Below are 26771 nucleotides of genomic sequence, written 5' to 3' on the forward strand. Positions count from 1 at the left end.
TCGCGCGCGCTGACCGCCCTCGCCACGACCGCGTTCCTCTGCGTGGGAGTACTCCAGGCAACCCCGGTCGCGGCCGCCGTGCATCGCCATCCACCGTCAGTGCGGCATGACAAGTCGGTCCCGGTCACTCCGGTCGTCTCCCACTACCACAAGCCCAAGGCGATGCCGCGTTACCGGCCGTCAGTGGTCTCCTGGCCCAGTGGGAGCGCCCAGGTGACGCTGGCGCCCGAAGGCCTGCGCCCGGCGACGGCCGGCACGAAGCGGAAGCCCCCGGTGCGGGCCGGCTCTCTGCCGGTGTGGGTCGGTCCTGCCACAGCGCACTCCACGAAGGGCCGGTCCCACGCCGGGACCGCCGCGCCGCACACTCCCTCGGGAGTGCGGGTGCAGGTCCTGCCTCGTGCGAAGGCCACCGCGGCCGGAGTGAACGGCGTGCTCATGACGGTCAACCAGACGGATGCCGCCACGACCGCGGGCGCTGTCCAACTGTCCCTGGAATACCGGAATTTTGTCTCCGCCTTCGGAGCGGACTGGGCGTCCCGGCTGCACCTCGTCGCACTGCCCGCCTGCGCACTGACCACACCACACCTGGCACGCTGCCGTACCCAGAAGCCGTTGTCCTCGGTGAACGACGGCAAGTTCGGGCGGCTCCGTGCGGACCTTGCCCTTCCCGCTGGTCAGTCCCAGGCCGGGCACACCGCCGCGAGCGTCACGCCTGACTCCTCGGCGGGAACGTCGAAGCAGAAGGCGCCGACGGCGCCGATGAGCTCGATGACGCAGAACAGCGTGATGGTGCTGGCCGCGACCTCGTCATCCGGCGGTGGCGGAGGCGACTTCACGGCCACCTCCCTGCAACCCTCCAGCTCCTGGCAGGCAGGCGGCAGCACGGACGCCTTCACCTGGTCGTACCCCATTTCTCTGCCCCCGGCGCCCGGCGATCTCCACCCCAGTGTCTCGCTCGGCTACGACTCGCAGTCGCAGGACGGCCTGACCTCGTCCACCAACAACCAGGCGTCGTGGATCGGCGACGGGTTCGACTACAGCCCGGGGTTCATCGAGCGGTCGTACCAGTCATGCCATCAGAATCCCTCCGGGGCGACCCAGACCTGGGACAACTGCTGGTCGTCGGACAACACCATCACCCTGTCGCTGGACGGCCGGACGACGACGCTGGTCAAGGACGACTCCACAGGCGCCTGGCACGCACAGAACGATGCCAACGAGCGCGTGGAGTACAAGACCGGTGCCTCCAACGGCGCCCAGAACGGCGAGTACTGGGTCGTGACGACCCCGAACGGCACGCAGTACTACTTCGGGCAGAACCAGCTGCCCGGATACGCCAGCGGTAACACCGCCACCAACTCGGTGTGGACCGAACCGGTCTTCGCCACCGCCTCCGGGCAGCCCTGCTACAACTCCACCTTCGCCAACTCCTGGTGCCAGCAGGCCTACCGCTGGAACCTCGACTACGTCGTAGACCCGCACCAGGACACCGTCTCGTACTTCTACACCACCGAGACCAACTACTACGCCCGAGACCTGGGCACCACCGCCAACACCAGCTACATCCGCGGCGGTTACCTCAACAAGATCATGTACGGGCAGCGTGCGGGCCATGTGTACTCCACCTCGCCGTCCGCCCAGGTGCTCTTCACGGTCAACGGCCGCTGCAACACCTCCTCCAGCGGCTGTGCCACTTCCACCCTGTCCTCCTCGACGGCCTCCCAGTGGCCGGACGTGCCGTATGACCTGAACTGCACCAACGGATCCTCGTGCTCGGTCAACTCACCCACCTTCTGGTCGGAGTACGAGTTGACCGGCATCCAGACCCAGGCTCTGGTCGGCACTACCGAGACCAACGTCGACTCCTGGACCTTCGCTCACTCCTTCCCGGCCACAGGCGACGCGACCACACCGTCACTGTGGCTGTCCTCGATCACCCGCACGGGCCAGGACACGAGCGCCGGCGGATCGACGTCCTCCGTCTCCGTTCCACCCGTCACGCTCAGCGGCGCGCCGCTGGCCAACCGGGTCAATACCACCGACGGCTATCCGCCCATCACCCGGCAGCGCCTGAACACCATCACCACCGAGACAGGCGCGACGATCAGCGTCGCCTACTCGTCAGCCGCCTGCGGATCCGGCACACCGTCGGACCCCAGCCAGAACACCCAACTGTGCTACCCGTCTTACTGGACACCCGGTGGCCAGACGTCACCGATCGAGGACTGGTTCAACAAGTACGTCGTGACGGGCGTCACCCAGCAGGACCCGACCGGCGGCGGGGTCAACGACACCATCGCCACCCACTACACGCCGATCGGCTCGCCGGCCTGGCACTACGACGACAACCCACTGACCCCGTCCAACGAGCGCACCTGGAACCAGTGGCGTGGCTACCAGGGCATGAAGGTCAGCACAGGCACCGCACCCGACCCGGTCACAGAGGCCGACTACACCTACTTCCGTGGCATGGACGGCGACACGCTGCCCAACAGCGGAACCCGGTCGGTGTCCCTCACCGACTCCCGCGGTGACGCCGCCGTGAAGGACCTCGCCCAGTACGCCGGCATGACGCTGGAGACGATCACCTACAACGGCTGGGGAAGCGGCAAGGAAGTCACCGACACCATCACCGATCCCTGGACCTCCGCGGCGACTGCCACCCACGCCCTGACCGGCCTGCCCAGCCAGAAGGCGTTTCTCACCGGCGAGAGCCAGAAGCTGGTGTACACCCCACTGGCTTCCGGCAGCACCCGGCAGACCGAGACCGACTACACCCACGACTCCTACGGCCGGGTCACCAGGACCGACGACCAAGGGGATGTCTCCACCGCTTCCGACGACCTGTGCACCACCACCAGCTACGCCGACAACACCAGCGCCTGGATCCTCGACAAGGAAGACGAGACCAGCACCGTATCGGTGAACTGTTCCACCACACCGTCGCTGCCGGGAGACGGGGTCTCGGACACTCGCACCTACTACGACAACTCCACCACCCTTGGCTCCGCGCCCACCATCGGCGATGCAACGATGGTGCAAAGAGCCATCTCCTACAGCGGCTCGACCCCCACCTACTCCACTGAGTCCACCAGCGTTGACGAGTACGGCCGCGCGCTGACGTCGACAAACGCTGACAACCACAAGACCACCGTCACCTACACACCGGCCACCGGCGCGGAACCGACGTCCATCACGGTCACCGACCCGATGACCTACGCCACCACCACGACCTATGACGCGCTGCGCGAGCTGCCGCTGCAGAAGACCGACCCCGCCAGCTACGTGACCAAGGAGCAATACGACGCGCTCGGCAGGCTGACCGCCGTCTTCAAGCCCGGCATCTCCAATCCGAGCCTGAAGTACAGCTACACACTCTCCAACAGCGCCCCGTCCGTGGTCACCACACAGAACCTGAACAACGACGGATCGACGTACCGCACCAGCGAGGCCCTCTACGACGCGCTGCTGCGCCCCAGGGAGAACCAGACTGCCACCGCGGACGGCGGACGGCTCGTCACCGACACCGTCTACGACACCAACGGCTGGACTGCCAAGTCCACCGCCCCGTACTACAACGGCGCAGCGCCCGACGCCACACTGGTCCAGGCCCAGGACGGTCAGATTCCCTCCGAGACCGGCTACACCTACGACGGCGCCGGCCGCAAAACGGCCGCCACCGCGTACGCCCTCGGCAGCCAGACCTGGCAGACCACCTACACCTACGGCGGCAATTTCACCACCACGGTTCCCCCCAAGGGAGGAACTGCAGAGAGTGTCAAGACCGACGCCCGCGGCCGTACCACCGACCTGTACCAGTACCACTCCGGCGTCCCCGCCGACCCGGTCAACGACCCGGCCTCCGACTACTCGGACACGCATTACACCTACTTCCCGGACGGCAAGCGGGCCACCGAGACCGACCCGGGCGGCAACAACTGGTCCTGGACGTACGACCTGCTCGGCAACCAGACGTCCGCGACCGACCCCGACACGGGGCTGAGCCGGAGCACCTACGACAGCGCCGGGCAACTCACCACGATCACTGACGCCCGCGGCAAGCAGACCACGTATGCCTACGACAACGACGGCCGCAAGACGGCCGCGTACGACACCACTGGCAACGCCAGCGCATCGAGCAGTAACCAGATAGGTGCCTGGACCTACGACACGCTCAAGAAGAGCTACCCCACTGCGTCCACGTCCTACCAGATGGGCACCGCCAGCCCCGCAGTCACCAACACCGTGCTCGCCTACACGAGCATGGCGAAACCGCAGGCCGTCCGGGAGACGCTGGCAAACCTGCCGTCCAACGAGAGCGCGCTCGCTCCCTCCGGGGGCTACACCACGTCCTACACGTACACACTCATCGGCAACATCGCCTCCCAGGGCGATCCCGCTTCCGGCGGGCTACCTGCCGAGACTGTTGCCTACGGATACGACAACTACAGCGAGCCCACCGGCATGTCCAGCAGCGGTACCACCGCGTGGGACTACGTGCAGTCCGTCGGCTACTCCGAATACGGACAGCCCCTGCAGTACACCATGGGACCGTCCGGAACTTGGGTCGCCCTTGGGCTCATCTACGACGCGCAGACCCACGCCCTGACCGAGGCTCAGACCACCGACTCCGGAACGAGCCAGGTCGTCGACGACACGACCTACGGCCACAGCAACACCGCGGTCTCCGCCGGCGCCGGGCTGATCGTCTCGACCACCGACAAGCAAGACGGCGGCGCGACCACCGACACCCAGTGCTACACCTACGACTACGCCACTCGCCTGTCGGCCGCCTGGACCGCGACCGACACCTGTTCAGCGACCCCGACCCCGGGCAACAGCGGCACCGTCGGAGGCCCCAACCCCTACTGGCAGAGCTGGACCTATGACGCCGCCGGGAACCGGGACACTCAGACCGACCACGACACCGGCGGCAACACCGCCAACGACACCACCACCAGCTACCACTACCCCACGGCCGGTTCCAGCTCGGACCAGCCCCATACCCTCACCAACACCACCGCCACCGGACCGGGTGCATCCAACAACACAGCCAGCTACACCTACGACGTCTCCGGCAACACCAAGAGCATCAGCGGCGGTGCCACCGGCGACCAGACCCTGACCTGGAGCGATCAGGGCAAGCTCACCACCGACACCACCAGTTCGGGCACCACCGGCTACCTGTACGACGCGGACGGCAACCTCGCCCTGCGCACCGACCCTGGCCAAGCCACGCTCTTTCTCGGCGCTGCGAACGAACAGATCGTCGAGAACACCGGAACCCAGTCCCTCACGGGCACTCGCTACTACACCATCGGCGGCACCACCACCGCCGAGCGCTCCAGCAACGGCGACATCCAGTACCTCATCCCTAACCCTCAGGGCACCGACATACTCGCCCTCGACTACCAGACCCTCAAGGTCTCCCGCCGCCAGTACGCCCCCTTCGGCACGGCGCGTGGCACCGCGCCCAGCTGGCCTGGCGACACCGGCTACATCGGCGGAACCCCCGACCCCACCACCAGTCTGGAGAACCTCGGCGCCCGAGAATACAACCCCGCCAGCGGCCGATTCCTCTCCCCGGACCCACTCCTGGAGAACACCGACCCCAACCAGCTCGGCGGATACGACTACGCAGGAAATGACCCGACCACGGGCAGCGATCCCTCCGGCGCCATGATTCCTGGTGATATCAATGGCGACGGAGGGGACTCCGCCTCCAGCGGCACCGACGAGGGCGACGACGGCAGTACGTGGCTCACGGCTGAAAACAACTGGGTCTACCAGGGAGGATTCGACAGCAACGGCAACATGGTCGACGACAACGGCAACCCGCGATACGGAGGCCTCAATCTCTCCGACATGGGCCACTATGACTTCAGTCGAGGTCGCCCTGCGTATTACGGCTGTGATTCGTACTGCAAGGCTCAGAAATACCTTGCACAGGCCGAGGCGAACGACAAGCGCGCCTACGCTGCCCTCGAGAAGCATCTGATGCGGCCCGTTTCGGGCCTGGTCTTCCTCGGCCCCTTGCCTTCTGACTGTGGCCTCGACTGCCAGTCACAGATCGTGGATCTCATGCACCCGCAAGGTGGAGCGGACGATGACGGAGCATCAGGGCCTAAGGGCTGCGCCAAGGGCGACGACGCCTGCCAGGAGGTGCACTGGCTGTTCGGGCATACTTACGCGAGCGTGTCCGGCTGCATGATGGTGTGCGCTGGCGCAACCGCCCAGCAGCGAACGGTATCTGCTGGAATCACGGGTGGATTGACCTTCGATACGCTGAAGGGGGCGACGAAGTTCTTCAAGGAATGGCTCGGTGCCTCTGTGGGCTTCAGCACAGCCACCCCGGATGACGAAGGTCGCCAACTAGGTGGCATAACTGTGGCCGATGGATGGGCTGGCTTCAGTTTCAGCGTGGGGCAAAGAAATTCGGGCGGGTACTACTACACGTTTGGATGGGCTGGGGGCATGGGGATCGCACTGCAAGGACCCACAACAATGGGCGGCGGCTACACGCACGGAGAAGGCTGGAGCGGGACCTGGTAGGGGCTTGCCCGCCCACAGGCTGCAGGCTACTGTCTGTCCCTTGAAGGCTCGTTGAAGACAAAGGGGTGCCCATGCGACCGTTTTCCGACCGAGCGTGGGCACCCTCTTGTCTATCCGTACAGACACCTGAGAGAAGTATCTCCTCTTTCGTTGTCCTGATCGAACGGGATAATCTCGAAAGTCTTGCATGTCCGCCCAAATCTTTCGTTCGCCGAGGCTGGTTTCAAAATGTCTAATCATTGCAATAGTGGCAGCTAGGGATCTCGATGGGTTTGATTATTGCGGTCCTCCTTGCGGGGATCATCATGAGCTTTGGAGTGTCCCTCCTGTTTAATGTGCGGGGTCTTCGCGATCTGCTTGCTAGGAGGTCGGGCGAGCCCCGATTCGGATCCGCGCGAAATACGCTGATCATCGTCGGCGTCTTTTGCGTAGCAATACCTCTCTATTTTTACATCATTGTAATCTAGGTGTACCTTTTGTATTAGTGCCGTTGGGTGGGCTTTCAAGAGCGCGGGAGCTGAGTGCTCAATGCTGGACGCTTATTGCGCCGTACTCGTTGCGACGTGCGTCGCAATTGGTGCACGGATGGTGTGTCTGAAGCTCTGGTGGAAAGCGGTGGCCGCTCTTCTGTTGGGTCTTGGCTTTATTGTCTCTTTTGTTGCAGTGGATTCTGGCAGTCGCCGGTTGAGTTTGGCGGCAGCGGTGATTTTTACTGGTTCTGCGCTTGCCATGTTCACGGGGCTTGCGCGCGATTGATTGTGCATTTGCCGGAGCTTGGTTACACCCGGGGCCTGGGTTGACGGGCACAGTGGGTCTTGAAAGCGGGGACGGCCGGAAAGGCGCCGTGCAGGAGCACAGCCATTCACGATGGGGCGCCGTCGGTTCGATGAGGTTGGTCGATGCCAGTGGGGCGGTTCGTGGTGGCGAGGTGGGGTCGGCAGCGGGCGCGGGTCACTTCACGCCGGTTGTGGCGATGCCCGCGACGAAGTGGCGCTGGAAGAGGTGGAAGGCGACGGTAACCGGGAGCAGGACGACTACGCGCCGTCGAGGAGGATGCCGTAGCGGGTCCGGGCCGAACTCCATCCGCAGCGCCCCGGTGAGGACGTAGATCACCGACTCGTGCTCGCCGTGGTGATGCCGGCCGGAGGTCATCCCGGGTTCGGTGCGGACGAATCCCGACCACATGCCGTCGGTGGCGAAACGCCTCCTGCCGGTCCATTCCTGCTGTCGGGGGCCTGGGCCGTCGGTCGCCGGGACGCGCGACGGCGACCTCGTCGTGTGGAAGCTCCATGAAGGCTCCTTCCGGTCGGGCCGTCGAACGGCGGCCTCTCTCCTCACCAGGCTGGCGAGGGGCCCTCACGGCCCATGCGGAGCCATGCGGCGAACCATGGTGTGATGGCGCCGTGAGCCGCGCCGCAGAAGAAACGAACCGTCGCATGCTGCGGGCCCGGGACGCGATGGACCGCGCCTACGCCCAGCCGCTGGACGTGCCCGCCCTGGCCCGGATCGCCCATGTCTCCCCGGCGCACTTCGCCCGCACCTTCCGCGCCACGTTCGGCGAGACACCGCACCGCTATCTGCAGCGCCGACGCGTCGAGCGCGCCATGTTCCTGCTCCGGGAGACCGACCGCAGCATCACGGACATCTGCTTCGAGGTCGGCTTCGGCAGCCCTGGCACCTTCAGCCGCACCTTCCGCGACGTCGTCGGCCGCTCACCCAGGGAGTACCGCAAACAGGCCGTCGCCCTGGACGTCCCCACCTGTTTCACGATGGCGTGGATGCGGCCGAGCGCCTGACAGCCCCTCGTCCGTCCGGTCGTTTCGACCTTCGCTCGTCTTCGGGGACGGAGCAGTTTTGGATAAGTTTTCGCAGGGCCGGGCCCGTAGCGTGATGCTCATGTTCACAGCAATCACGCACTCGCAGATCTACGTCCTCGACCAGGACGAGGCCCTCGACTTCTACGTCGGCAAGCTCGGCCTGGAGGTCAACACCGACGCCGACCTCGGCTTCATGCGCTGGCTCACCATCAACGTCCCCGGCCAGCCCGACCGCGAGGTCCTGCTGGAGCGCCCGGGCCCGCCGCGGCTGTCCGAGGAGACCGCGGAACAGGTCCGCGAACTGCTCACCAAGGGGGCGACGGGCGGCTTCCTCATCTTCCGGACCGAGGACTGCCGCAAGACGTACGAGACCCTCAAGGCCAAGGGCGTCGAGTTCACCGAGGAGCCCACCGAGCGGCCGTACGGTATCGACTGCGGCCTGCGCGACCCCTTCGGCAACAGCATCCGCTTCACCCAGCCGAAGGGCTAGATCTATACGCTGCGTGACGTTCGGGGGATGGCTTCCGAAGACGCGTGAGCGTCCCGAAACGGTCCCCGCGGGGTGTCGGGCGAACAGAAAAGAGCATTCGGTGAAGGCCGGGGAGCAGTCGCTCCCCGGCCCTCACCCTTTCCTGGCGACCGCTTCTGACCAGCTCTGATCGATCCCTCGTCCAGCGGGATCACATGTCCGCTGGGTTTATCGGTCTGTCGTACGAGCCCTCATACCAGAGCGGGACCCTGTGCGTGGGACTTTGTCAACTGCCCACCGCACATGATGCGTTGCCGACTACTGTGAGTGTCCATCGGGCGACGCATGCCCGAACCGCGCAGTACGCGCCCAAGGCACCGACGGATCAGTACGACGAGGACACCGATGTCTCACCTTCGCGCACCGGCCGCACGCGCAGACCGCCGCGAGGGCGGGCGGCACGGACGGCCGGTTGCCCGTCCCGTCCCCTCGCTGCCCGAGACACGCATACGGCCCCAACTGCTGCGGCTCGCCGTGCTGCCGCCGATGGCGGTCGCCCTGAGCGCGAGCGCGGCCGTCCTGTTCACCGTCCGCAGCACCGGAGCACGGCCCGGCCTCACCCTGTGGGGCGTGCTCGCCGGAGCCGCCGCGGTGGCGCTCGCAGGGATCCTGATCGCCTCCGTCGCCGCCGACCGCACCGCCAAGTCGGTGAGCGAGCGTCTCGGCGCCCTGCGCCGGATCAGCGTCCGCGGCGAGGCCGACCTGCGCGCCCTCGTCGAGTCACTGCGCCGCGGCGACAGCCCGCCCCCGCGCAAGCCGCGCAGCTCTCCGCCGGACGATGCCGACGACTTCGAGCTGCTCGCCGCCGACCTGACCCGCGCGTACGACGGAGCCGTCACCGCCGTCGTCCAGGCCGCCCAGCTCTCCAGCCAGGCGGGCAGCGAACAGAAGCTCGAGGTCTTCGTCAACCTCGCCCGGCGCCTGCAGTCGCTGGTGCACCGGGAGATCTCCATCCTCGACGAGCTGGAGAACGAGATCGAGGACCCCGACCTGCTCAAGGGCCTCTTCCACGTCGACCACCTCGCCACCCGGATCCGCCGGCACGCCGAGAACCTCGCCGTCCTCGGCGGCGCCGTCTCCCGCAGGCAGTGGAGCAACCCCGTCTCCATGACCGAGGTGCTGCGCTCCGCCATCGCCGAGGTCGAGCAGTACTCCAGGGTGAAGCTGGTGCCGCCGATCGACGGCACCCTGCGCGGCCACGCCGTCGCCGACGTCATCCACCTGCTCGCCGAACTCGTCGAGAACGCCACGGTGTTCTCCGCCCCGCACACCCAGGTCCTGCTGCGCGCCAACCTCGTCACCTCGGGACTCGCCGTCGAGGTGGAGGACCGCGGCCTGGGCATGCCGGTCGGCGAGCAGCAGAAGATGAACGCCCTGCTCGCCGACCCCGACCAGGTCAACGTCGCGAGCCTGCTCGCGGACGGCCGCATCGGGCTGTTCGTGGTCTCGCAGCTCGCGCGGCGGCACGGCATCAACGTCCGGCTGCAGACCAACATCTACGGCGGGGTACAGGCCGTGCTCGTCGTACCGCAGGGGCTGCTGGGCCCGACGCCGGGTGTTCCCGGGGGCGCGGGGCAGCCGCACAGCGGCACGGGCGTGATGATGGGGATGCCCGAGCCGTCCGTACCGCCGCGCTCCCAGTCACAGGCTCCGCCCGAGCCCCGGGTCACACCCCAGCCCCACGCGCAGTCCACGGCCGCCGTGCCGAACGGCGGCCCGCTGGGCGGCAGCACGGCGGCCGGCAGCGGAGCGGCGCCGCTCCCGGTGCGCGCCGCCGACGAGGAGCGGGCCAATCCCGCGGAGGCCCTGCCCGGCATCCGGCCGGACGACCGGCGGCTCCTCGCGGAGAACGCGGGCACACCGCCCACGCCCCGCACCGGCACGGTCCGCGGCACCATGGGCAAGCCCCAACTGCCGCGCCGCCGCGCCCAGGAGCACATCGCACCCCAGCTGCGGGACGGCCCGGCACCCCGCCAGGAGTCGGAGTTCCTCGCCGGCCACGATCCGGGCCTGATGGCCGCCTTCCAGCGCGGCATCGGTCTGGCGGAGGCCCAGCAGAACCTCGAGTCGCAGTCCACCGAATACGCGGAGCACTCGGAGTACACAGCGGAGTACACCAGGGCCGTACAGACGGCGTCGTCGGCGCAACTGGAGCCGGACCACATGGCCTCGCCGCACATGGCGTCGCCGCACATGGAGTCGCCGCATACGGGGGCGTCACCCATGGGGTCGGCACACATGGAGTCAGCGCACCCGGAGTCGGCGCACACGGAGTCCACCTATACGTCCGTCGAGCCCATGGAGCAGACGGTGCGCATCGAGGCCCGCCCCCGCACCGACCCGACGCACACAGCGGGCGCGCCCATCCCCCCGAACTCGGCCCTGGACCTGCTCCACACGGACGTCACAGCCACCACCCCGCCGCCCTCCAGTGACGTATCGCACAGGGATCCGGCCCACATAGCCGAGGCGCGCCCCGCGTCCGCGCGTGACACCGACCGTCCCAGCCGGCACGACGGGAGCGCACCAGCCGGATGACCACCCCTGTTCCCACCCCCGCTACCACCCCCACCGCTCCCGCAGACCTTCGTACCCCAAGGAGTCGATCCACCATGGCGAGCGATGCGCCCACCGGCCATGTATCCGATCTCGACTGGCTGATGAGCGGCCTCGTGCAGCGCGTACCCCACACGACCAGTGCGGTACTTCTGTCCTGCGACGGGCTCGTGAAGTCGGTCCACGGCCTCGACCCGGACAGCGCCGACCACATGGCCGCCCTGGCCTCCGGCCTGTACTCCCTCGGCCGCAGCGCCGGGGTCCGCTTCGGCGACGGCGGAGACGTCCGCCAGGTCGTCGTCGAACTCGACTCGACGCTGTTGTTCGTGACCACCGCCGGCTCCGGCACCTGTCTCGCCGTGCTGGCCGGTCGCGAGGCCGACGCGGCGGTGCTCGGCTACGAGATGGCGATGCTGGTCAAGAGCGTCCGCCCCTACCTGGTCACCGCGCCCCGGCAGCCCGCCGTCGAATCCACGGCGATGAGGCCTTGAGCGTGGCGGCGGTCGGCGACGGGCCCTGGCTCGACGACGCGGCCGGTCGGCTGGTGCGCCCCTTCACGGTCAGCAACGGCCGCACCCGGCCCACCATCGCGCTCGACCTCCTGTCGCACGTGATGGCCACCGGAGCCACCCCCCTCGGCTACCTCGGCCCCGAACACGCGCAGGCGCTCGATCTGTGTCGAGCGCCCGTCTCGGTCGCCGAGGTCGCCGCCCAACTGAAGCTCCCGGCCGTGGTCACCAAGGTGCTGCTGTCGGACCTCGTCGACTGCGGGGCGCTCACCACCAAGCCACCCGAGTTCCACCACAACCCGACTGACCGGGCCCTTCTGGAGGCAGTGCTCGATGGACTACGACGACAGCTCTGACCCCTTCCCCACCGCACTGAAGATCCTGGTGGCGGGCGGGTTCGGAGTAGGCAAGACGACCTTCGTGGGCGCGGTCAGCGAGATCGCGCCGCTGAGCACGGAGGAGTTGCTCACCACGGTCAGCGCCGCGACCGACTCCCTCGAGGGGATCGAGAACAAGGTCGAGACGACGGTGGCCATGGACTTCGGGCGCATCACCCTCGACCGGGAACATGTGCTGTACCTGTTCGGCACGCCCGGGCAACAGCGGTTCTGGTTCATGTGGGACGAGCTCTCCGAAGGCGCGCTCGGGGCGGTCATCCTCGCCGACACCCGCCGCCTGGAGGAGTGCTTCGCGGCGGTCGACTTCTTCGAGCAGCGCGGCCTCGGCTTCATCGTCGCGATCAACGAGTTCGACGGCTCGTACCGCTACGACCCCGAGGAGGTCCGCGCCGCCATCGACCTCGACCCCGCGATCCCCGTCGTGCGCTGCGACGCCCGGATTTCCAGTTCAGGAGTGCAGACCCTCCTGACCCTTGTACGGCACCTCATCGCCCACGCCCCGGCACACGCGCCGAGCCACGGCGCCCACATGTGATCCCCGCACACCGCCACGGAGCCCGTATATGCCCTGCGTCCACAGTGACGGAGCCCGCTCATGAGGTACGACCCGTCGCGCCCGGCCGGTCGTCTGCTGCTCACCCCCGAGGACAAGGAGGCCCCCGCCCGGGCCCGGCGCCTTGGGCAACTGGGCCTCGCAGAACACCCGGACCCCGCCCTCGACGCCTACGCGGACCACCTCGCCGAGCTCACCGGGACGCCGTACGCCATGGTCAACTTCATCGACGAGAACCGGCAGTTCTTCGCGGGCCTGCATCTCTCGGACGTGGCCCGGCCCGTGGTCAAGGCGGACGGCAGCACGCCCGTGCTGGGCCGCGAGATGGCCCGCGACCACGGCTTCTGCCCCCATGTGGTGGTGCGGCGCAAGGCGCTGGTCCTGGAGGACGTCTGCGACTATCCGCGGTTCGCGGGCAATCCGGTGGTTGACGAGTTCGGCATCCGCTCCTATCTGGGCGCGCCGCTGATCGACAGTACGGGGATGGTGCTGGGCACCGTGTGCGTCGTCGACGTGGAGCCACGCCCCTGGGGCAGACCGGGCCTGGAGACCATCAAGTCGACGGCGGCCGACCTGGTCGCCCGGCTGGAGCGACGGGAGGCGGACGGGCTTCCGCTGCTGTGACGCGCGCAGGGGCTGTCCGGGCAACCACTGCAGCGGCTGCGGCGGCTCTTCGAGGAGACGGAGGCCGCCCGGCAGGGCTGCGGCACCGTGTCGGACTGCCTCTTCGGCCACCTCACCCTGGAACCGAGCAACACCCGCGAGGTGGCCCGGGCGGTGGCGGCCCGGCCGGAGGGTCAGGTCATGTTCGCCAAGCTCTCTGGGCGCTGCCGGGGGCCACGGGTTTCGACTGGCGTCAAGAGGGCCCGGCGAAGTCCGCCGCGGGTCGGCAGCGGCGTTCCAGGGGCGCGGGGCCGTATCTAGCTGCGGCCCCGACGCGGGGCGCGACGGCCACGACGGAGCCGCACATGATCGACGGCCCATCGCGGCCCCCCGCGGAGCGCCTAGTAACCGCGCCACACGTTGTCGAACGCCGCGTCCTCGATGCCCTTCCGCTGCCGCACGGCCTCCAGCTCCATCACCGCGTCGCCGACGGCAGCCAGCACGGTCGTGACCGTCTCACCGGAGAGTTCGTCCAGGTCAGCCGCCTGCTCTTCGTGGAGCCCCGCGGCCGCGGCCAGGGCGGCGAGGACCGGCTCGCCCGAAGCCCAGCGCTCCTCGGCCTGCCGTCGGGCCGGCGAGTCGACCAGCTCCGCCCGCCCGGCCCGCAGCGGAATCCGGCGCCCGCGCGGCCGGGTGGTCAGCCCCACCCGCTCCAGGTCGTCGACGTAGGCCGAGGACAGCCCGCGGCCCCGGCGCCACAGCCACTCCTCGACCGACTCGTACGGCTCCTGTCGTACGAGGGAGGACGCGGCCTCGTCCAGCAGGCGGTCACCCGTGGGTGACGGGGCGCTGGGGAGGATGCGGTCGCCGTCGAGTGCGAGTGCCAGGGCCTCGATGAGGTCGAGCACCTCGGCTCCCGCGAGTGCGAGCGACAGTTCGCCCTGCTGGACCTGGTGGCTGGGCGCCGCGTCCAGGGCGACGATCGCGAGGTCCCGTGCGGTGTTCATCGGCGGCTCCAGGTCAGTTGGCCGAGTGCGGGGCGAGAGCGTCGGGGCCGGCCTTTGCAGGCCGGGCCTCCTCGGTCGATTCTCGCTGCCGCGGCGGGTCAGTGTGTCGTACTACGACCATGTGGTGCGGGAAGCCGATCCGCAGCACGGCGGCGGCCGCGGCGAGGACCACGAGGGCGGCCGGCAGCAGCGCCCGGTGGTAGCCGTGGTGCAGCAGCGGGGCGACGAACGGCGGGCCCAGGATCTGGCCGACGGAGTAGCCGGCGGTGAGCAGCGCGACCGAGCGGGGGAAGCGCAGCTGGGCCCCAGTGGCCAGGGCGAGCATGCTGATGCCCAGGAAGGTGCCGCCGAACAGCACCGCCGAGACGAGCGCGGCAGCGGTTCCGCTGATCAGGGCGGGCAGGGCGATGCCGGCCGCCTGCACCACCAGCGCGGCGAGCAGCAGCGTGGGCCGGGACCAGCGTCGTCCCAGCCGCGCCCACAGCGCCGGGGACACGGCGGCGGCCAGCCCCACCAGCACCCAGGAGCCGCTGCCGACCCAGCCGGGGGAGCCCTGGCCGACCGCGGCGACCAGGAAGGTGCCGGCGACGATGTAGCCGATGCCCTCCAGGGAGTAGCTCACCAGCAGCGCGCCGAACCAGCGGTGTGTGCGGGGCGCCGTACTCTCCGGGTCCCCGCTGCTCGCGGACGCAGCCGCCTCCGGGCGCAGGTTCCACGCGCCGACGGTGAGCAGCGCCGTGAGCGCGGCCGAGGCCCACCAGGCGACCCGCCAGTCCGCGACGGACCGCAGGGCCAGGAGCAGCAGGCCGGACACCGCGATGCCGGCGCCGACACCGCCGATGGCCCAGCCGGGCAGATGTGCCGGGTGCCCGCGCAGATGGTGCAGCAGAGAGCCGGCCGCCACGACGAACACCAGGGCGCTCGCCACCCCGGCCAGCAGCCGCAGCACGCCCCACATCGCGGTGCTGTGGGTGACGGGCATCGCGGCGAGTGTCGCGGTCAGCGCGAGCAGGGAGCCGCGCAGGACGGCACGTGATCGCACCAGCGAGGGCATGTGGTGCGACCGGGGCCCTCAATCCGGCCGTGACTCAATCCACGATCTACTCGACCATCTGCGTGCCGGGCTGGACGGCGACGATACGGCCGCCGGTCAATGTGACCGAGCAGCTGAAGAGACAGCAGCTCGCGGCGTCCAGCGCGGCGGACAAGGACCCCTCGCACTACGAGGAAGACCACATCATCCCCCTGGAACTGGGCGGGGCCCCGTCCGACCCGGCGAACCTGCGCCCCGTGCCGTTCTCCCAGGCCAAGGCGGACGACCAGTTGGAGAACTCCCTGCACCGTGCGGTGTGCGCCGGCGCCATGACGCTTGCGGCCGCACGGGCAGAGATCGAGCAGGTGAAAGCTGCGGAAGCGCAACCATGATCAAGTCGGTCTCGCTGCGCAGGTCCGAGGTCTGCCGGCCGGGTGTGAAGCGGAGCTGTGGCGCGGGTTAAGAAAAGCTCGATGGACCCGGGGTGGCGTCGTGCGGCAGATTGCTACGCGATTCCACCCCTCTCCCCGGATACGGGCGCCTTCGGCATGCCCGGGTCCGGGGGCGCACCCCGAGGAGCCGTAGCTTGAAGGCGCTGGTCAAGGAGAAGGCTGAGCCCGGACTGTGGCTCGCGGACGTGCCGGAGCCGGGCGTCGGACCCGGTGACGTACTGATCAAGGTGTTGCGGACCGGCATCTGCGGGACCGATCTGCACATCCGGGCCTGGGACGGCTGGGCGCAGCAGGCCATCCGTACGCCGCTGGTGGCCGGGCACGAGTTCGTCGGCGAGGTCGTGGACACCGGGCGTGATGTCACGGACATCGCCGTCGGCGACCGGGTGAGCGGCGAGGGGCACCTGGTGTGCGGGAAGTGCCGCAACTGCCTGGCCGGGCGGCGGCATCTGTGCCGGGCCACGGTCGGGCTCGGCGTCGGACGCGACGGGGCCTTCGCGGAGTACGTCGCCCTGCCCGCCGCCAATGTGTGGGTGCACCGGGTGCCGGTGGACCTCGACGTCGCCGCGATCTTCGATCCGTTCGGCAACGCCGTGCACACGGCCCTGTCCTTCCCGCTGGTCGGTGAGGACGTGCTCATCACGGGGGCCGGCCCGATCGGCCTGATGGCCGCCGCGGTGGCACGGCACGCGGGCGCCCGCAACGTCGTCATCACCGACGTCAGCGAGGAGCGGCTGGAGCTGGCCCGGAAGATCGGCGTGAGCCTCGCGTTGAACGTGGCGGAGTCGGAAATCGTCGACGGGCAGCGGGAGTTGGGGCTGCGCGAGGGCTTCGACATCGGCCTGGAGATGTCCGGCCGCCCCGAGGCCATGCGCGACATGATCGCCAACATGACGCACGGCGGCCGTATCGCCATGCTCGGTCTGCCCGCCCAGGAGTTCCCGGTCGACTGGGCCCGCATCGTCACCTCGATGATCACCATCAAGGGCATCTACGGCCGGGAGATGTTCGAGACCTGGTACGCGATGTCGGTGCTGCTGGAAGCCGGCCTCGACCTGTCACCCGTGATCACCGGCCGGTACGGCTACGGCGAGTTCGAGGCGGCGTTCGCCGACGCGGCGAGCGGCCGCGGCGGCAAGGTCATCCTCGACTGGACCGTGTAACTCCCTTCACCCGTCAGCACTTTCAGGAGCTTCCCCATGTTCGACTCCGTGCGCGACGACCTGCGCGCCACCCTCGACGAGATCCGCGCCGCCGGCCTGCACAAGCCCGAGCGCGTCATCGGCACCCCGCAGTCCGCGACCGTGAACGTCACCGCGGGCGGCCGCCCCGGCGAGGTCCTCAACTTCTGCGCCAACAACTACCTCGGCCTCGCCGACCACCCTGAAGTCGTCGCCGCCGCGCACCAGGCCCTCGACCGCTGGGGCTACGGCATGGCGTCGGTCCGCTTCATCTGCGGCACCCAGGAGGTGCACAAGGAGCTGGAAGCGCGGCTTTCTGCCTTCCTCGGCCAGGAGGACACGATCCTGTACTCCTCGTGCTTCGACGCCAACGGCGGTGTCTTCGAGACGCTGCTCGGCCCCGAGGACGCCGTCATCTCCGACGCCCTGAACCACGCGTCGATCATCGACGGCATCCGCCTGTCCAAGGCGCGCCGCCTCCGCTACGCCAACCGTGATCTGGCCGATCTGGAACGGCAGTTGAAGGACGCGTCCGACGCCCGGCGCCGGCTCATCGTCACCGACGGCGTCTTCTCCATGGACGGCTATGTGGCACCGCTGCGCGAGATCTGCGACCTCGCCGACCGCTACGACGCCATGGTCATGGTCGACGACTCCCATGCCGTCGGCTTCGTCGGCCCCGGCGGCCGCGGCACCCCCGAACTGCACGGTGTCATGGATCGCGTCGACATCATCACCGGCACCCTCGGCAAGGCGCTCGGCGGGGCGTCCGGCGGCTATGTCGCGGCCCGCGCCGAGATCGTCGCGCTCCTGCGCCAACGCTCACGGCCGTACCTCTTCTCGAACACGCTCGCCCCTGTGATCGCCGCCGCCTCGCTCAAGGTCCTCGACCTGCTCGAGTCGGCGGACGACCTGCGCATCCGCCTCGCCGAGAACACCGCCCTGTTCCGCCGCCGGATGACCGAGGAGGGCTTCGAGATCCTCCCCGGCGACCACGCCATCGCCCCCGTGATGATCGGCGACGCGACCAGGGCGGGCCGCCTCGCGGAGCTGCTCCTCGAGCGGGGCGTGTACGTGATCGGCTTCTCGTACCCCGTGGTGCCGCAGGGGCAGGCCCGCATCCGCGTGCAGCTGTCGGCCGCGCACTCGACGGACGACGTCAACCGGGCCGTGGACGCCTTCGTGGCGGCACGGGCGGAACTGGAGGCCTGATCCGGCCGTCCCGGACATATTGAGATAATCGATCCCATGATCGAAGCGCGGCGGCTCCACATCCTCCGTGCGGTGGCCGACCACCGCACCGTGACGGCGGCTGCCGCCGCGCTGTATCTCACCCCCTCCGCCGTCTCCCAGCAGCTGACGGCGCTGGAGCAGGAGACGGGCCACCGCCTGGTCGAGCGCAGCGCCAAGGGCGTACGGCTGACCCCGGCCGGCGAGATCCTGCTCAGCCACACCAACGCGGTCCTCGCCCAGCTGGAGCGGGCGGAGGCCGAGCTCGCCGCCTACAGCTCCGGCGCCGCCGGAACGGTCACCGTCGCGTCCTTCGCGACCGGCATCGCCCTGGTCGTGGCGCCGGCCGTGGCGCGCCTCGCCTCCTCCGCGCCCGGCATCCGTATCCGCGTCCAGGACGCCGAGGGCGACGCCAGCCTGCCGATGGTCCTGGACCGACAGGTCGACGTCGCGGTCGCGGTCGAGTACCGCGGGGCGCCGTCCGCCGACGACCCGCGCCTGATGCACGTACCGCTGTACGCCGAGCCCTTCGACGCGGTCGTGCCGGTGAGCCATCGGCTGGCCGAGACCGCCGTGATCCCGCTGGCCGACCTGGCCAAGGACCCCTGGATCGGCCCGTACCCGGGCAACCCCTGTCACGAAGTGGTCGTCCTGGCCTGCGAGAGCGCCGGATTCCAACCACGCCTGGAACACTCCTCCGACGACTTCCGGGCCGTCGTCGCCCTCGCCTCCTCGGACGCGGGCGTGGCCCTCGTCCCGCGCTCGGCGCTGCGCGGAATGGACCTCACGGGCGTGGTCGTACGACCGGTGGACGGGGTCGCACCCACCCGCCGGGTCTTCGCGGCGGTACGCCGGGGTGCCGAGGAGCACCCGTTGATCAGGCCGGTACTGGAGGCGCTGGACGAGGCGGCGCGGGCGTAGCCGGGTCCGCAGTGTGACGGGCGCCACGGGATGACGTCTCTGATTCGGGATAGCATCCCGAATATGAAACAAGAGATCGCCGAGACCGGGCCCGACCCGGTCGACGCCCGCCTCGCTGCCCGGCTGGCGGAGCTGCGGGCCGAACGGGGCTGGTCACTGGGGGAGTTGGCGGAGCGCAGCGGTATCAGCCGCTCGACTCTCTCCCGCGCCGAACGCGCCGAGATCAGCCCCACCGCCTCGCTCCTGAACCGACTGTGCGGTGTGTACGGGCGGACCATGTCCCAGCTGCTCAGCGAGGTGGAGGCGGAGCCCGCGCTGCTGGTACCGGCCGCCGAGCAGCAGGTCTGGGAGGACAGGGCCTCCGGTTTCGTACGACGTTCCGTGTCGCCGCCGCACGCCGGGCTGCGCGGCGAACTGGTCGAGGGACGGCTGGCCGCGGGCGCGGACATCGCGTACGACCGGCCGCCCGTGCCCGGCCTCGAACAGCACATCTGGGTTCTGGAAGGAGCGCTCGAGGTGACGGCACAGGAGAGGGAGCACCACCTCGGCTCCGGGGACTGTCTGCGGCTGCGGGTGTGGGGGCCGACGCGGTTCCGGTGCGCGGGACCGGACGACGTGCGGTACGTGCTCGCGGTGGTGCTGCCGTGATCGTGCACCGCCTGGACTGCGATGAACTGCACGCGCGCGTGGACGCGTTGGCGGACCTTCTCGTCGACACCGTGCACGGCGGCGCCTCCATCGGCTTCCTCGCACCGCTCGACCGTGCCGACGCCCTCGCCTGGTGGAAGGAGCGCGCCGCTGCGGTCGCCGCCGGACAGCTCGCCGTGTGGGCGGCGCACGACGGCGAACGGGTCGTGGGCACCGTCAGCCTGGCCTTCCCGGACAAGCCCAACAGCCGCCACCGCGCCGAACTGGTCAAGCTGATGGTGCACCGGGACGCCCGGGGACAGGGCCTCGGCCGCACACTCCTGACCACCGCCGAGGAGGCGGCCGCCGCGGCGGGCATCACCCTGCTGCACCTGGACACCGAGACCGACAGCCTCGCCGAGCACCTCTACCGTGCGGCCGGCTGGACCTGCATCGGCGCGATACCGGACTACGCGGCCGCCCCGGACGGCGTGCTGCGCCCGACGTCGATCTACTTCAAGAAGCTGGGACCCAGCAGCCCCGTGAGGTAGTTGCCGACGTTCTCACCAGGTGATTGTCAGTGGCAGCGGCTACGGTGCGGAGCATGCCGGATGCCGAAGACGTACGCCGTATCTGCCTTGCTCTGCCGGACACGACGGAGAAGATCGCCTGGAGCATGCCCACGTTCCGGGTGGCGGGGAAGATGTTCGCCACGCTGCCCGAGGACGAGACCTCCATCGCCGTGCGCTGCCCCAAGGAGGAGCGCGACGAACTGGTGCTGGCCGAGCCGGGAAAGTTCTGGATCGCCGACCACGAGGCACAGTTCGCCTGGGTGAGGGCCCGCCTCGACGCCATCGAGGACGAGGGCGAGTTGCGCGACATCCTCGCCGACTCCTGGCGCCAGGCGGCTCCGCCCCGACTGCTGGACGCCTACCCGGAGTTGGGGCTTCCGGACGCCGACTGAAAACGCTTCGAGCGTTGTCAGTGGCGCGTGGCATGATCCGAAGTCGAGTGTGGGAGCCGGGGCGGAGGGGGCTTCGGCTACCACCGAGACGTCGGGGTGGGCGGATCGTGGGATGGGGATGGGGATGGAGATGGGGGATCGGGGCGGGGAGTGGGACGGGTGACCGGGATGTCATCACAACCATCGGGGCCGGCGGCCGGGGCGGGGGCGGGGAGCCGGCAGGGCGGCTCGCAAGGAGCGGTCGGCGGACCGCGTGACATCGTTGCCGAAGGCCGGGAGGCCCGGGGAGACGGGCGGCCGGTGTGGTCGCGGGACTTCGCGCTGTTCTTCGTTGCGCGCGCCGTCGCCCGGCTCGGCGACACCATGCTGCCCGTCGCTCTCGCCGCGGGCCTGCTGCAGCACGGGTACGGGGCGGGCGCGGTCGGCCTCGCGATGGCCGCGACCTCCGTCGCCTTCGCCGGGCTCGTGGTCTTCGGCGGGGTGATCGCCGACCGCTTCAGTACGCGGAAGCTGATGATCGGCGCCGACCTCGTGCGCGTCGGCACCCAGTCCCTCGCCGCGGCGCTGTTCTACTCCGGTCACGTCGTGCTCTGGGAGGTCTGCGCCATCGGGTTCGTCAACGGTGTCGCGGGTGCCGTGTTCCAGCCCGGCGTCGCCAGTACGGTGCCCCGGCTCGCCTCCGACGTCCAGGGCGCCAACGGCGCCATACGCATCGCCGAGTCCGCCGCCCAGCTCGTGGGCCCCGCGCTCGCAGGCGTTCTGGTGGGCTTCGCCTCACCCGGCGGCGTCTTCGCGGCCCATGCGACCACCTATGCAGTCAGCGCCCTGTGCCTCCTGCTGCTCCGCCTGCCCCCGCTCGCTCCGGGCGGCGGCCCGACGGGGAACGGTGGCGGCAAGGCCTTCCGGGCCGATCTGATCGAAGGCTGGCGGGAGTTCAGAGCGCGTACCTGGCTGTGGGGCGTGATCGCCGTGTGGTGCGTGTACATGATCGCCGTCTGGGGCCCTTCCGTCCCGCTGGTGGCGACGGAGGTCGTACAACAGCACGGCCCGCGCGCCTACGGTCTGGTCAACTCCGCCCTCGGCGCCGGCACCGTCATCGGCGGCCTCCTCGCGCTGCGTCTGCGTCCCCGCCGCATGCTGCGCGCCGGTGCCCTCTCCCTGTTCGCCTTCGCGGGGTTCCCGGCGACCGTCGGGGCCGGGCTCGGCGTACCGGCCATGGCGGCCGGAGCGGCCGTCGCCGGAGCCGGGATGTCCTTCTGGGGCGTGATGTGGGCGACGAGCGTCCAGACCCAGGTCCCACCCGACGTCCTCAACCGCATCCACGCCTACGACGTCGCCGGCTCCCTGGCGATGATGCCGGTCGGCCAGACCCTCGCCGGCCCCGCCGCCACAGCCGTCGGCGCCGACCACGTCCTCCTCGCCGCCGCAGCGATGAGCCTCGCCATCCCGATCTCCCTGCTGTCGGTACCGGCGGTACGCAACCTGATGCGCGCCGACGCCCCGGCGGGGGCCACGGGCGCCGGGGTGGTGGACCGGCGGCCGCGCTCGCAGACCACGGGCTGACGGCGGGCACCCACCTGCCCGGCTTGGTTGCGGCCCCGGGTCGGCCATCCCGCTCCGGCGCCACCCTGGCTTCAGGTCACACGACCGCCGACTGCTCCTCGTCAGCCGGGCGCAAAAGCCATGCGCGACCATCGACCCGAGTGCGGTATGGTTTCCATGCACGTTCGGCCGGGGGAAACCCCAGGTCAGACGGGCACCGGGACGTGGCGCAGCTTGGTAGCGCACTTGACTGGGGGTCAAGGGGTCGCAGGTTCAAATCCTGTCGTCCCGACGGTGTTCACCAGCGGGTTTGCCGACAGTGGCAGACCCGCTGGATGCGTTTGTGCGACACCTGATGGCGGCGTGTCGGCATGTCCTGACCGCCCGGCGGCGCGGGACAGTGCCTCCGCCTCGGGGGCGCGTGGATCACGGATTGCCGATGGCGGTCTTGTACAGGGCGGCCGCCTGGCTGCCCAGTGTCACGCTGTAGGACACGTCGTCGGTGTCGCCGCCCTGGTCGTAGCCGCCGAGCACTCCGACGACCTGGCCGCTGTCGTTGATCCAGGGGCTGCCGCTGGTGCCCTGGGTGAAGGCGGGGCAGTCGATGCGCTGCTGGGTGCTGCTGTATGCGGTCGGCTTGTTGGTACAGCTGATGGGCGTCTCTCGGGAGTCGGGGTAGCCGACGACGGTCACGGGGGTGGCGCCCGTGGTCGTGCCGGGCGTGAACCGGTTGGCCCCCACGACGTCCTCGATCGCCCTGCCGTCCTGCTCGTCGACGGTGGCGAAGGCCAGGTCGCTGTCCTCGTCCTGGTCCTTGGTCCAGCCGTCGGGCAGATAGCGGTGGTCCAGCTTCCACACCCCGTACGGCGCGTGCCCGTCCCGGTAGCCCGGCACGAACACCAGGTCGGTACTGGCGTCGCCCACGCAGTGCGCGGCGGTGACCACGAGGTCGCGCCGCGGGCTGTGCACGACCGAGGCCGTGCAGGAGTGTCCGCCCGCCAGGTCGTCGGTCCGGTCCGCGCCGAACAGTGCGCCGATCCGCGCCGACGCACGATCGGCGACGACGTCGACGGTGGCCCCCAAGGCATGTGTCGGCGGTCGTGCCTGACCCGCGAGAGCCGCTTTTCCGCCGGACGACGGGACCTCCGACGCCCGCCCCGAGTGGTTGTGCCCGACCTCCGCGGCCGACACCGACGAGGCCAGGGTGAACATCATCACGACGCCGAGCAACGCGTGACGCGAGGTGACCATGATGCGTGAGATGCGCTCCATCAGTGATCACTCTGTCTCACGAAGGTGAGGGCGGGCGCTCGACTTGGCTGAGAATTTCTTGTGAAACCCTTACGGGCGTCGGACTTCGCAATTTCACCAATGTGTCAGCGCCTGTTCGGCGTGGCGGAGGTCGGCGCGCAGTCGTAGACACGGAACGTCTGGTGGGGCATGGGTGCGCAGTGGCCGCGTACCCACTGCGCGGCGGCGCGGCCCGGGGCGGTCGGTGCGCCGCCCAGGACGACATGGCGCAGTCGGCCGGTGGCGATCAGGTTGCGGAACCCGGCGCTGGTCGGCGTGGGCGCGGCCCCCGTGAAGCCGCCCATGGGGAGCACCTTGGCGCCGGCGAAGAGGATGTAGGGGGAGGCCCAGCGCCAGCTGGTCGTGGCGAAGACGAAGGTGGCAGGGCCCTGGTGGGCCTTCATGAAGGCCAGGAAGCGCTGCTGTTCGGGGGTGAGCGCCGTCCGGTGGTCGTACCTGGCCGCTGTGTTCTTGTGCGGATTCCTCGTACGGGGCCAGGCGTGCCGGTGGTGGTGCCAGGTGGAGACCGGTCCGGCCGCGCCCATGCCCGAGTGGCCGTACTTCGGATCCAGGACTGTCGATGCCCAGGCGGCGGACGGCAGCAGCATGCCGACGACGACCGCCCCGATGCCCAGTACCGCGATCCGCGAGGGTGGCCGCCGGCCGGGAGCGCGCGACAGCGCGAGCAGCAGCAGCCCGAGGGCCCCCGCCACGGTCGCGGCGGGGGCCAGCCACGGCAGGAACGAGTACCGCGTCGCGATGAACGCCGACCACGCCACGGTGCCGACCGCCGCCGTCGGCAGTGCCCACGAACGGGTCCGGTCGGCGCGCCGCCAGGCCCGCCAGAACTGCACGATGCCGCCACCGAACAGCGCGGCGAGCGGGACCGCCACCACTCCCATGTAGTACGTATGCGCGCCGACCGCGCCGGCACTGAAGACCAGGAAGTACGTGGCCAGCCACACGCCCCACAGCAGGAAGCCCGCCCGCAGCGGATCCGTACGGTGCCTGCCGCGCAGCCAGACCAGGCCGCAGACCACGGACAGCGCGGCCACCGGGTAGAGCCAGCCGACCTGGGAGGCGAGCGAAGGGCCGAACATCTTGGCCCACTGGCCGGTGGACTGGCCGCCGGAGTGTGCCGGTGCGGTGCCGGCCATGGTCGTCGCGGCGACGCTGCCGGTGGCTTTGGCGCTGATGCCGAGGCTGGCGAAACGGTTGAGGAAGTTGTATCCCACGACCTGGCTGAACGCCGAGTTGTCGGTCGTGCCGTCGATGAACGGGCGGTCCTGGGCCGGGGTCAGGGACACCAGGACCATCCAGGACGCCGACGCCGCGACGCACACCGCTCCGGCCGTCGCCAGCTGGGTCAGCCGACGGCGCAGCGTCACCGGGGCCGACACCAGGTAGAGCAGGCCCAGTGCGGGAAGCACCGCCCAGGCCTCCAGCATCTTGGCCTGGAAGCCGAGGCCGACCCACAGCCCGGCCATCAGCAGCGGACGCAGCCGGGCCTCACGGGCGGCGCGCAGCGTGGCGCTCGCGGCCAGCAGGACGCACAGGGTGAACGCCGGGTCCTCGACCTCCGTGCGGAACATCCCCGCGACCACGGGAGTCAGCGTGAAGGCGCCGGCGGCCAGGAGTCCCGCGCTCTCCCCCGCCCAGCGGCGCACGGCGCGGTGCAGCACGGCGACACAGAGGACGCCCTCGACGACCTGCGGCAGCGTCAGCGCCCACGGGTGGAAGCCGAAGATCCGCGCGGACAGGGCCTGCGGCCAGAGGAAACCCGGGAGTTTGTCGATGGTGATCGTATTGGCCGGGTCGAACGAGCCGAAGAGGAAGCCCTTCCAGCTCTCCGTCATGCTGCGCGCGGTCTCGGAGTAGAACGAGTGGTAGGTGCTGTGCTGGATGTCCCAGGTGAACAGCACCGTCGCCGCCAGCATGATCGCCCACCAGGCCAGTTCGGCGTCGAACCCCTTCCCGCGCGCAGGCGGCGGGCCATCCGTGCTCCGGACCGGCCTGATGAGTTCCGAGGTGGTGACCCCCATGGACAACCTTCCCGAATGCGCGTCAGCCGTACGACGTGCAAGAGGGCGAGGACACCGCCGGGGATGCCTGGGACCGGTTCACATTCAGGTGAGAATCAGGTGTACCGCGGCCGCACGACCGGCGCCGTGCCGCGGTTCAGTACGCGTGGTGGGTCTGCCAGAAGGCCCAGGCCTGGCAGGGGCTGCCGTACGTGCTGTTCATGTAGTTCAGGCCCCACTTGATCTGGGTGGCGGGGTTGGTCTGCCAGTCCGAGCCGGCGGAGGCGTACTTGGAGCCGGGCAGTGCCTGCATCAGGCCGTAGGCGCCGGAGGAGGCGTTGAGGGCCTGCATGTTCCAGCCGGACTCGCGGTCCACGATGTTGCTGAAGCACTGGAACTGGCCGCCGGGCACGATCTGCCGGGCTATCGCCTGGATCTCGGCGACGGTGTACGAGCTCTTGGCCGGGACGACGGTGCTGCTGTGGCCGGCGGCCGCCTTGGTTTCGGTCTGCTCCTTGGCGGCTTTCTCCGCCGCGGCCTTGCGCGCGGCCTCCTTCTTCGCGACCGCGGTCCGGGCGGCAGCCCTGCGGGCCGCTTCTTCGGCGTCCTTCCTGGCGCTCGCGTCCGCCTGGACGCCCTGGGCGTCGGCCTGCTGGGTCAGGGACGCGGTCTGTACCTGGGCCTGCTGCCCTGCGGGCAGGTCCGCGAGCAGCGTCGAGCCCGCGGCCGTCGCCTCGGCGTCGTTCGACTGCGCGGTGCCGGGCGAGGTGGCTCCGACGACGCTTCCGACAGCGGTGACCGCGGAGGCCGAAGCCACTGCCAGTCCCCGGACCGAGATCGGGCTCACACGTCTTCCTTCCGCTTCGTCCGTGCGGCCATGCCGGTGACGTACACGGGCAACTCGCCTGCCTTGTGGGGCAGTTCGAACACTCTGCCGTGCGGGGGCGGGTGGCGCAATGGTGAAGGAGGTGTGGATGCTCACATCG

22 protein-coding genes, 1 tRNA gene and 1 pseudogene are annotated in these 26771 nt (G+C 69.6%); 18 read left to right on the top strand and 6 right to left on the bottom strand.

All coding sequences use genetic code 11. The annotated features are described in order from the left end of the window. The first annotated feature begins 99 nt into the window (after nucleotides 1–99). Together ACIBW9_RS17215 and ACIBW9_RS17220 are read left to right on the top strand one after the other, a co-directional pair. Nucleotides 100–6552, top strand: a complete 6453-nt coding sequence (locus ACIBW9_RS17215) for an RHS repeat-associated core domain-containing protein (protein WP_398955745.1) — start codon at nucleotides 100–102, stop codon at nucleotides 6550–6552. A 528-nt stretch (nucleotides 6553–7080) separates the two neighbouring features. Then, entirely contained in the window at nucleotides 7081–7308 is a 228-nt protein-coding gene (locus ACIBW9_RS17220) for a hypothetical protein (RefSeq protein ID WP_398955746.1), read from the top strand. A gap of 195 nt (nucleotides 7309–7503) precedes the next feature. Here the strand turns inward: ACIBW9_RS17220 and ACIBW9_RS17225 are convergent, their stop codons facing one another. Then, nucleotides 7504–7704 (bottom strand): hypothetical protein, encoded by a 201-nt coding sequence (locus ACIBW9_RS17225; RefSeq protein WP_398955749.1) that lies wholly within the window; start codon nucleotides 7702–7704, stop codon nucleotides 7504–7506. A gap of 251 nt (nucleotides 7705–7955) precedes the next feature. Between ACIBW9_RS17225 and ACIBW9_RS17230 the strand changes: the two genes are divergently transcribed. The 7 genes from ACIBW9_RS17230 (at nucleotide 7956) to ACIBW9_RS17260 (ending at nucleotide 13538) form a co-directional block, all read left to right on the top strand. Next, a complete protein-coding gene (locus ACIBW9_RS17230) occupies nucleotides 7956–8348 on the top strand; it encodes a helix-turn-helix domain-containing protein (RefSeq protein ID WP_266529597.1) in 393 nt (130 codons plus the stop codon). Between the two features lie 100 nt (nucleotides 8349–8448). Continuing rightward, nucleotides 8449–8859, top strand: a complete 411-nt coding sequence (locus ACIBW9_RS17235; protein WP_115913750.1) for a VOC family protein — start codon at nucleotides 8449–8451, stop codon at nucleotides 8857–8859. 384 nt (nucleotides 8860–9243) lie between these two features. Further along, nucleotides 9244–11436: an ATP-binding protein gene (locus tag ACIBW9_RS17240; RefSeq protein ID WP_398955752.1), complete on the top strand. Its 2193-nt coding sequence runs from the start codon at nucleotides 9244–9246 to the stop codon at nucleotides 11434–11436. A gap of 74 nt (nucleotides 11437–11510) precedes the next feature. Next, the gene (locus ACIBW9_RS17245) at nucleotides 11511–11945 is read left to right on the top strand and encodes a roadblock/LC7 domain-containing protein (protein WP_398955754.1); all 435 of its coding nucleotides are present in this window, start codon (nucleotides 11511–11513) and stop codon (nucleotides 11943–11945) included. Nucleotides 11946–11947: 2 nt separating this feature from the next. After that, nucleotides 11948–12319: a DUF742 domain-containing protein gene (locus tag ACIBW9_RS17250; protein WP_030936141.1), complete on the top strand. Its 372-nt coding sequence runs from the start codon at nucleotides 11948–11950 to the stop codon at nucleotides 12317–12319. Continuing rightward, complete coding sequence (locus tag ACIBW9_RS17255) at nucleotides 12297–12896, top strand: GTP-binding protein (protein WP_398955757.1); 600 nt, start codon at nucleotides 12297–12299, stop codon at nucleotides 12894–12896. Before ACIBW9_RS17250 ends, ACIBW9_RS17255 begins: the two co-directional genes overlap by 23 nt. Nucleotides 12897–12956: 60 nt before the next feature. Then, nucleotides 12957–13538: a GAF domain-containing protein gene (locus ACIBW9_RS17260; protein ID WP_398955759.1), complete on the top strand. Its 582-nt coding sequence runs from the start codon at nucleotides 12957–12959 to the stop codon at nucleotides 13536–13538. A gap of 380 nt (nucleotides 13539–13918) precedes the next feature. On the opposite strand, the gene ACIBW9_RS17265 is transcribed toward ACIBW9_RS17260, so the two are convergent. Both ACIBW9_RS17265 and ACIBW9_RS17270 read right to left on the bottom strand, forming a co-directional pair. Next, entirely contained in the window at nucleotides 13919–14524 is a 606-nt protein-coding gene (locus ACIBW9_RS17265; protein WP_398955761.1) for a GPP34 family phosphoprotein, read from the bottom strand. Nucleotides 14525–14537: 13 nt separating this feature from the next. After that, a pseudogene (locus tag ACIBW9_RS17270) lies at nucleotides 14538–15578 on the bottom strand (YbfB/YjiJ family MFS transporter); the annotation flags it as partial. 29 nt (nucleotides 15579–15607) lie between these two features. Between ACIBW9_RS17270 and ACIBW9_RS17275 the strand changes: the two are divergent. The 9 genes from ACIBW9_RS17275 to ACIBW9_RS17315 all read left to right on the top strand — a co-directional run bounded on the left by ACIBW9_RS17275 (nucleotide 15608) and on the right by ACIBW9_RS17315 (nucleotide 22766). Beyond that, nucleotides 15608–15949: a hypothetical protein gene (locus ACIBW9_RS17275; protein ID WP_398955762.1), complete on the top strand. Its 342-nt coding sequence runs from the start codon at nucleotides 15608–15610 to the stop codon at nucleotides 15947–15949. 194 nt (nucleotides 15950–16143) lie between these two features. Continuing rightward, nucleotides 16144–17172 (top strand): L-threonine 3-dehydrogenase, encoded by a 1029-nt coding sequence (gene tdh, locus ACIBW9_RS17280; protein ID WP_398955763.1) that lies wholly within the window; start codon nucleotides 16144–16146, stop codon nucleotides 17170–17172. Between the two features lie 36 nt (nucleotides 17173–17208). Beyond that, nucleotides 17209–18402, top strand: coding sequence for a glycine C-acetyltransferase (locus ACIBW9_RS17285; protein WP_398955765.1), 1194 nt, complete (start codon nucleotides 17209–17211; stop codon nucleotides 18400–18402). A gap of 36 nt (nucleotides 18403–18438) precedes the next feature. Further along, the gene (locus tag ACIBW9_RS17290) at nucleotides 18439–19341 is read left to right on the top strand and encodes a LysR family transcriptional regulator (RefSeq protein WP_398955767.1); all 903 of its coding nucleotides are present in this window, start codon (nucleotides 18439–18441) and stop codon (nucleotides 19339–19341) included. Between the two features lie 63 nt (nucleotides 19342–19404). Further along, on the top strand, nucleotides 19405–19989 hold the full coding sequence (locus ACIBW9_RS17295; protein ID WP_398955769.1) for a helix-turn-helix domain-containing protein: 585 nt from the start codon (nucleotides 19405–19407) through the stop codon (nucleotides 19987–19989). Continuing rightward, entirely contained in the window at nucleotides 19986–20519 is a 534-nt protein-coding gene (locus tag ACIBW9_RS17300) for a GNAT family N-acetyltransferase (RefSeq protein ID WP_398955771.1), read from the top strand. The genes ACIBW9_RS17295 and ACIBW9_RS17300 overlap by 4 nt, the downstream gene beginning before the upstream one ends. Before the next feature lie 53 nt (nucleotides 20520–20572). Beyond that, nucleotides 20573–20932: an MmcQ/YjbR family DNA-binding protein gene (locus tag ACIBW9_RS17305; protein WP_398955773.1), complete on the top strand. Its 360-nt coding sequence runs from the start codon at nucleotides 20573–20575 to the stop codon at nucleotides 20930–20932. A gap of 168 nt (nucleotides 20933–21100) precedes the next feature. Then, nucleotides 21101–22495 (top strand): MFS transporter, encoded by a 1395-nt coding sequence (locus ACIBW9_RS17310; protein ID WP_398955774.1) that lies wholly within the window; start codon nucleotides 21101–21103, stop codon nucleotides 22493–22495. A gap of 197 nt (nucleotides 22496–22692) precedes the next feature. Beyond that, nucleotides 22693–22766 (top strand) — tRNA-Pro (locus ACIBW9_RS17315). 134 nt (nucleotides 22767–22900) lie between these two features. On the opposite strand, the gene ACIBW9_RS17320 is transcribed toward ACIBW9_RS17315, so the two are convergent. The 3 genes from ACIBW9_RS17320 to ACIBW9_RS17330 form a co-directional block, all read right to left on the bottom strand. Next, on the bottom strand, nucleotides 22901–23746 hold the full coding sequence (locus ACIBW9_RS17320) for a trypsin-like serine peptidase (RefSeq protein WP_398955776.1): 846 nt from the start codon (nucleotides 23744–23746) through the stop codon (nucleotides 22901–22903). A gap of 104 nt (nucleotides 23747–23850) precedes the next feature. Beyond that, nucleotides 23851–25806 carry an ArnT family glycosyltransferase gene (locus ACIBW9_RS17325; RefSeq protein WP_398955778.1) on the bottom strand — a complete coding sequence of 652 codons (1956 nt, stop codon included), beginning with the start codon at nucleotides 25804–25806 and terminating at the stop codon, nucleotides 23851–23853. A gap of 136 nt (nucleotides 25807–25942) precedes the next feature. Continuing rightward, nucleotides 25943–26632 (bottom strand): transglycosylase SLT domain-containing protein, encoded by a 690-nt coding sequence (locus ACIBW9_RS17330; RefSeq protein ID WP_398955780.1) that lies wholly within the window; start codon nucleotides 26630–26632, stop codon nucleotides 25943–25945. Between the last annotated feature and the right edge of the window lie 139 nt (nucleotides 26633–26771).

It is taken from the genome of Streptomyces sp. NPDC049541, assembly GCF_044465725.1.
Taxonomy (GTDB): Bacteria; Actinomycetota; Actinomycetes; order Streptomycetales; family Streptomycetaceae; genus Streptomyces.

Bases quoted from the DNA above. Each gene is read 5' to 3' on its own strand.
- ACIBW9_RS17220 (WP_398955746.1), top strand. From the start codon at position 7,081: ATGCTGGACGCTTATTGCGCCGTACTCGTTGCGACGTGCGTCGCAATT.
- ACIBW9_RS17225 (WP_398955749.1), bottom strand. From the start codon at position 7,704: ATGACCTCCGGCCGGCATCACCACGGCGAGCACGAGTCGGTGATCTAC.
- ACIBW9_RS17235 (WP_115913750.1), top strand. From the start codon at position 8,449: ATGTTCACAGCAATCACGCACTCGCAGATCTACGTCCTCGACCAGGAC.
- ACIBW9_RS17240 (WP_398955752.1), top strand. From the start codon at position 9,244: ATGTCTCACCTTCGCGCACCGGCCGCACGCGCAGACCGCCGCGAGGGC.
- ACIBW9_RS17245 (WP_398955754.1), top strand. From the start codon at position 11,511: ATGGCGAGCGATGCGCCCACCGGCCATGTATCCGATCTCGACTGGCTG.
- ACIBW9_RS17255 (WP_398955757.1), top strand. From the start codon at position 12,297: ATGGACTACGACGACAGCTCTGACCCCTTCCCCACCGCACTGAAGATC.
- ACIBW9_RS17260 (WP_398955759.1), top strand. From the start codon at position 12,957: ATGAGGTACGACCCGTCGCGCCCGGCCGGTCGTCTGCTGCTCACCCCC.
- ACIBW9_RS17265 (WP_398955761.1), bottom strand. From the start codon at position 14,524: ATGAACACCGCACGGGACCTCGCGATCGTCGCCCTGGACGCGGCGCCC.
- ACIBW9_RS17285 (WP_398955765.1), top strand. From the start codon at position 17,209: ATGTTCGACTCCGTGCGCGACGACCTGCGCGCCACCCTCGACGAGATC.
- ACIBW9_RS17290 (WP_398955767.1), top strand. From the start codon at position 18,439: ATGATCGAAGCGCGGCGGCTCCACATCCTCCGTGCGGTGGCCGACCAC.
- ACIBW9_RS17295 (WP_398955769.1), top strand. From the start codon at position 19,405: ATGAAACAAGAGATCGCCGAGACCGGGCCCGACCCGGTCGACGCCCGC.
- ACIBW9_RS17305 (WP_398955773.1), top strand. From the start codon at position 20,573: ATGCCGGATGCCGAAGACGTACGCCGTATCTGCCTTGCTCTGCCGGAC.
- ACIBW9_RS17310 (WP_398955774.1), top strand. From the start codon at position 21,101: ATGTCATCACAACCATCGGGGCCGGCGGCCGGGGCGGGGGCGGGGAGC.
- ACIBW9_RS17320 (WP_398955776.1), bottom strand. From the start codon at position 23,746: ATGGAGCGCATCTCACGCATCATGGTCACCTCGCGTCACGCGTTGCTC.
- ACIBW9_RS17325 (WP_398955778.1), bottom strand. From the start codon at position 25,806: ATGGGGGTCACCACCTCGGAACTCATCAGGCCGGTCCGGAGCACGGAT.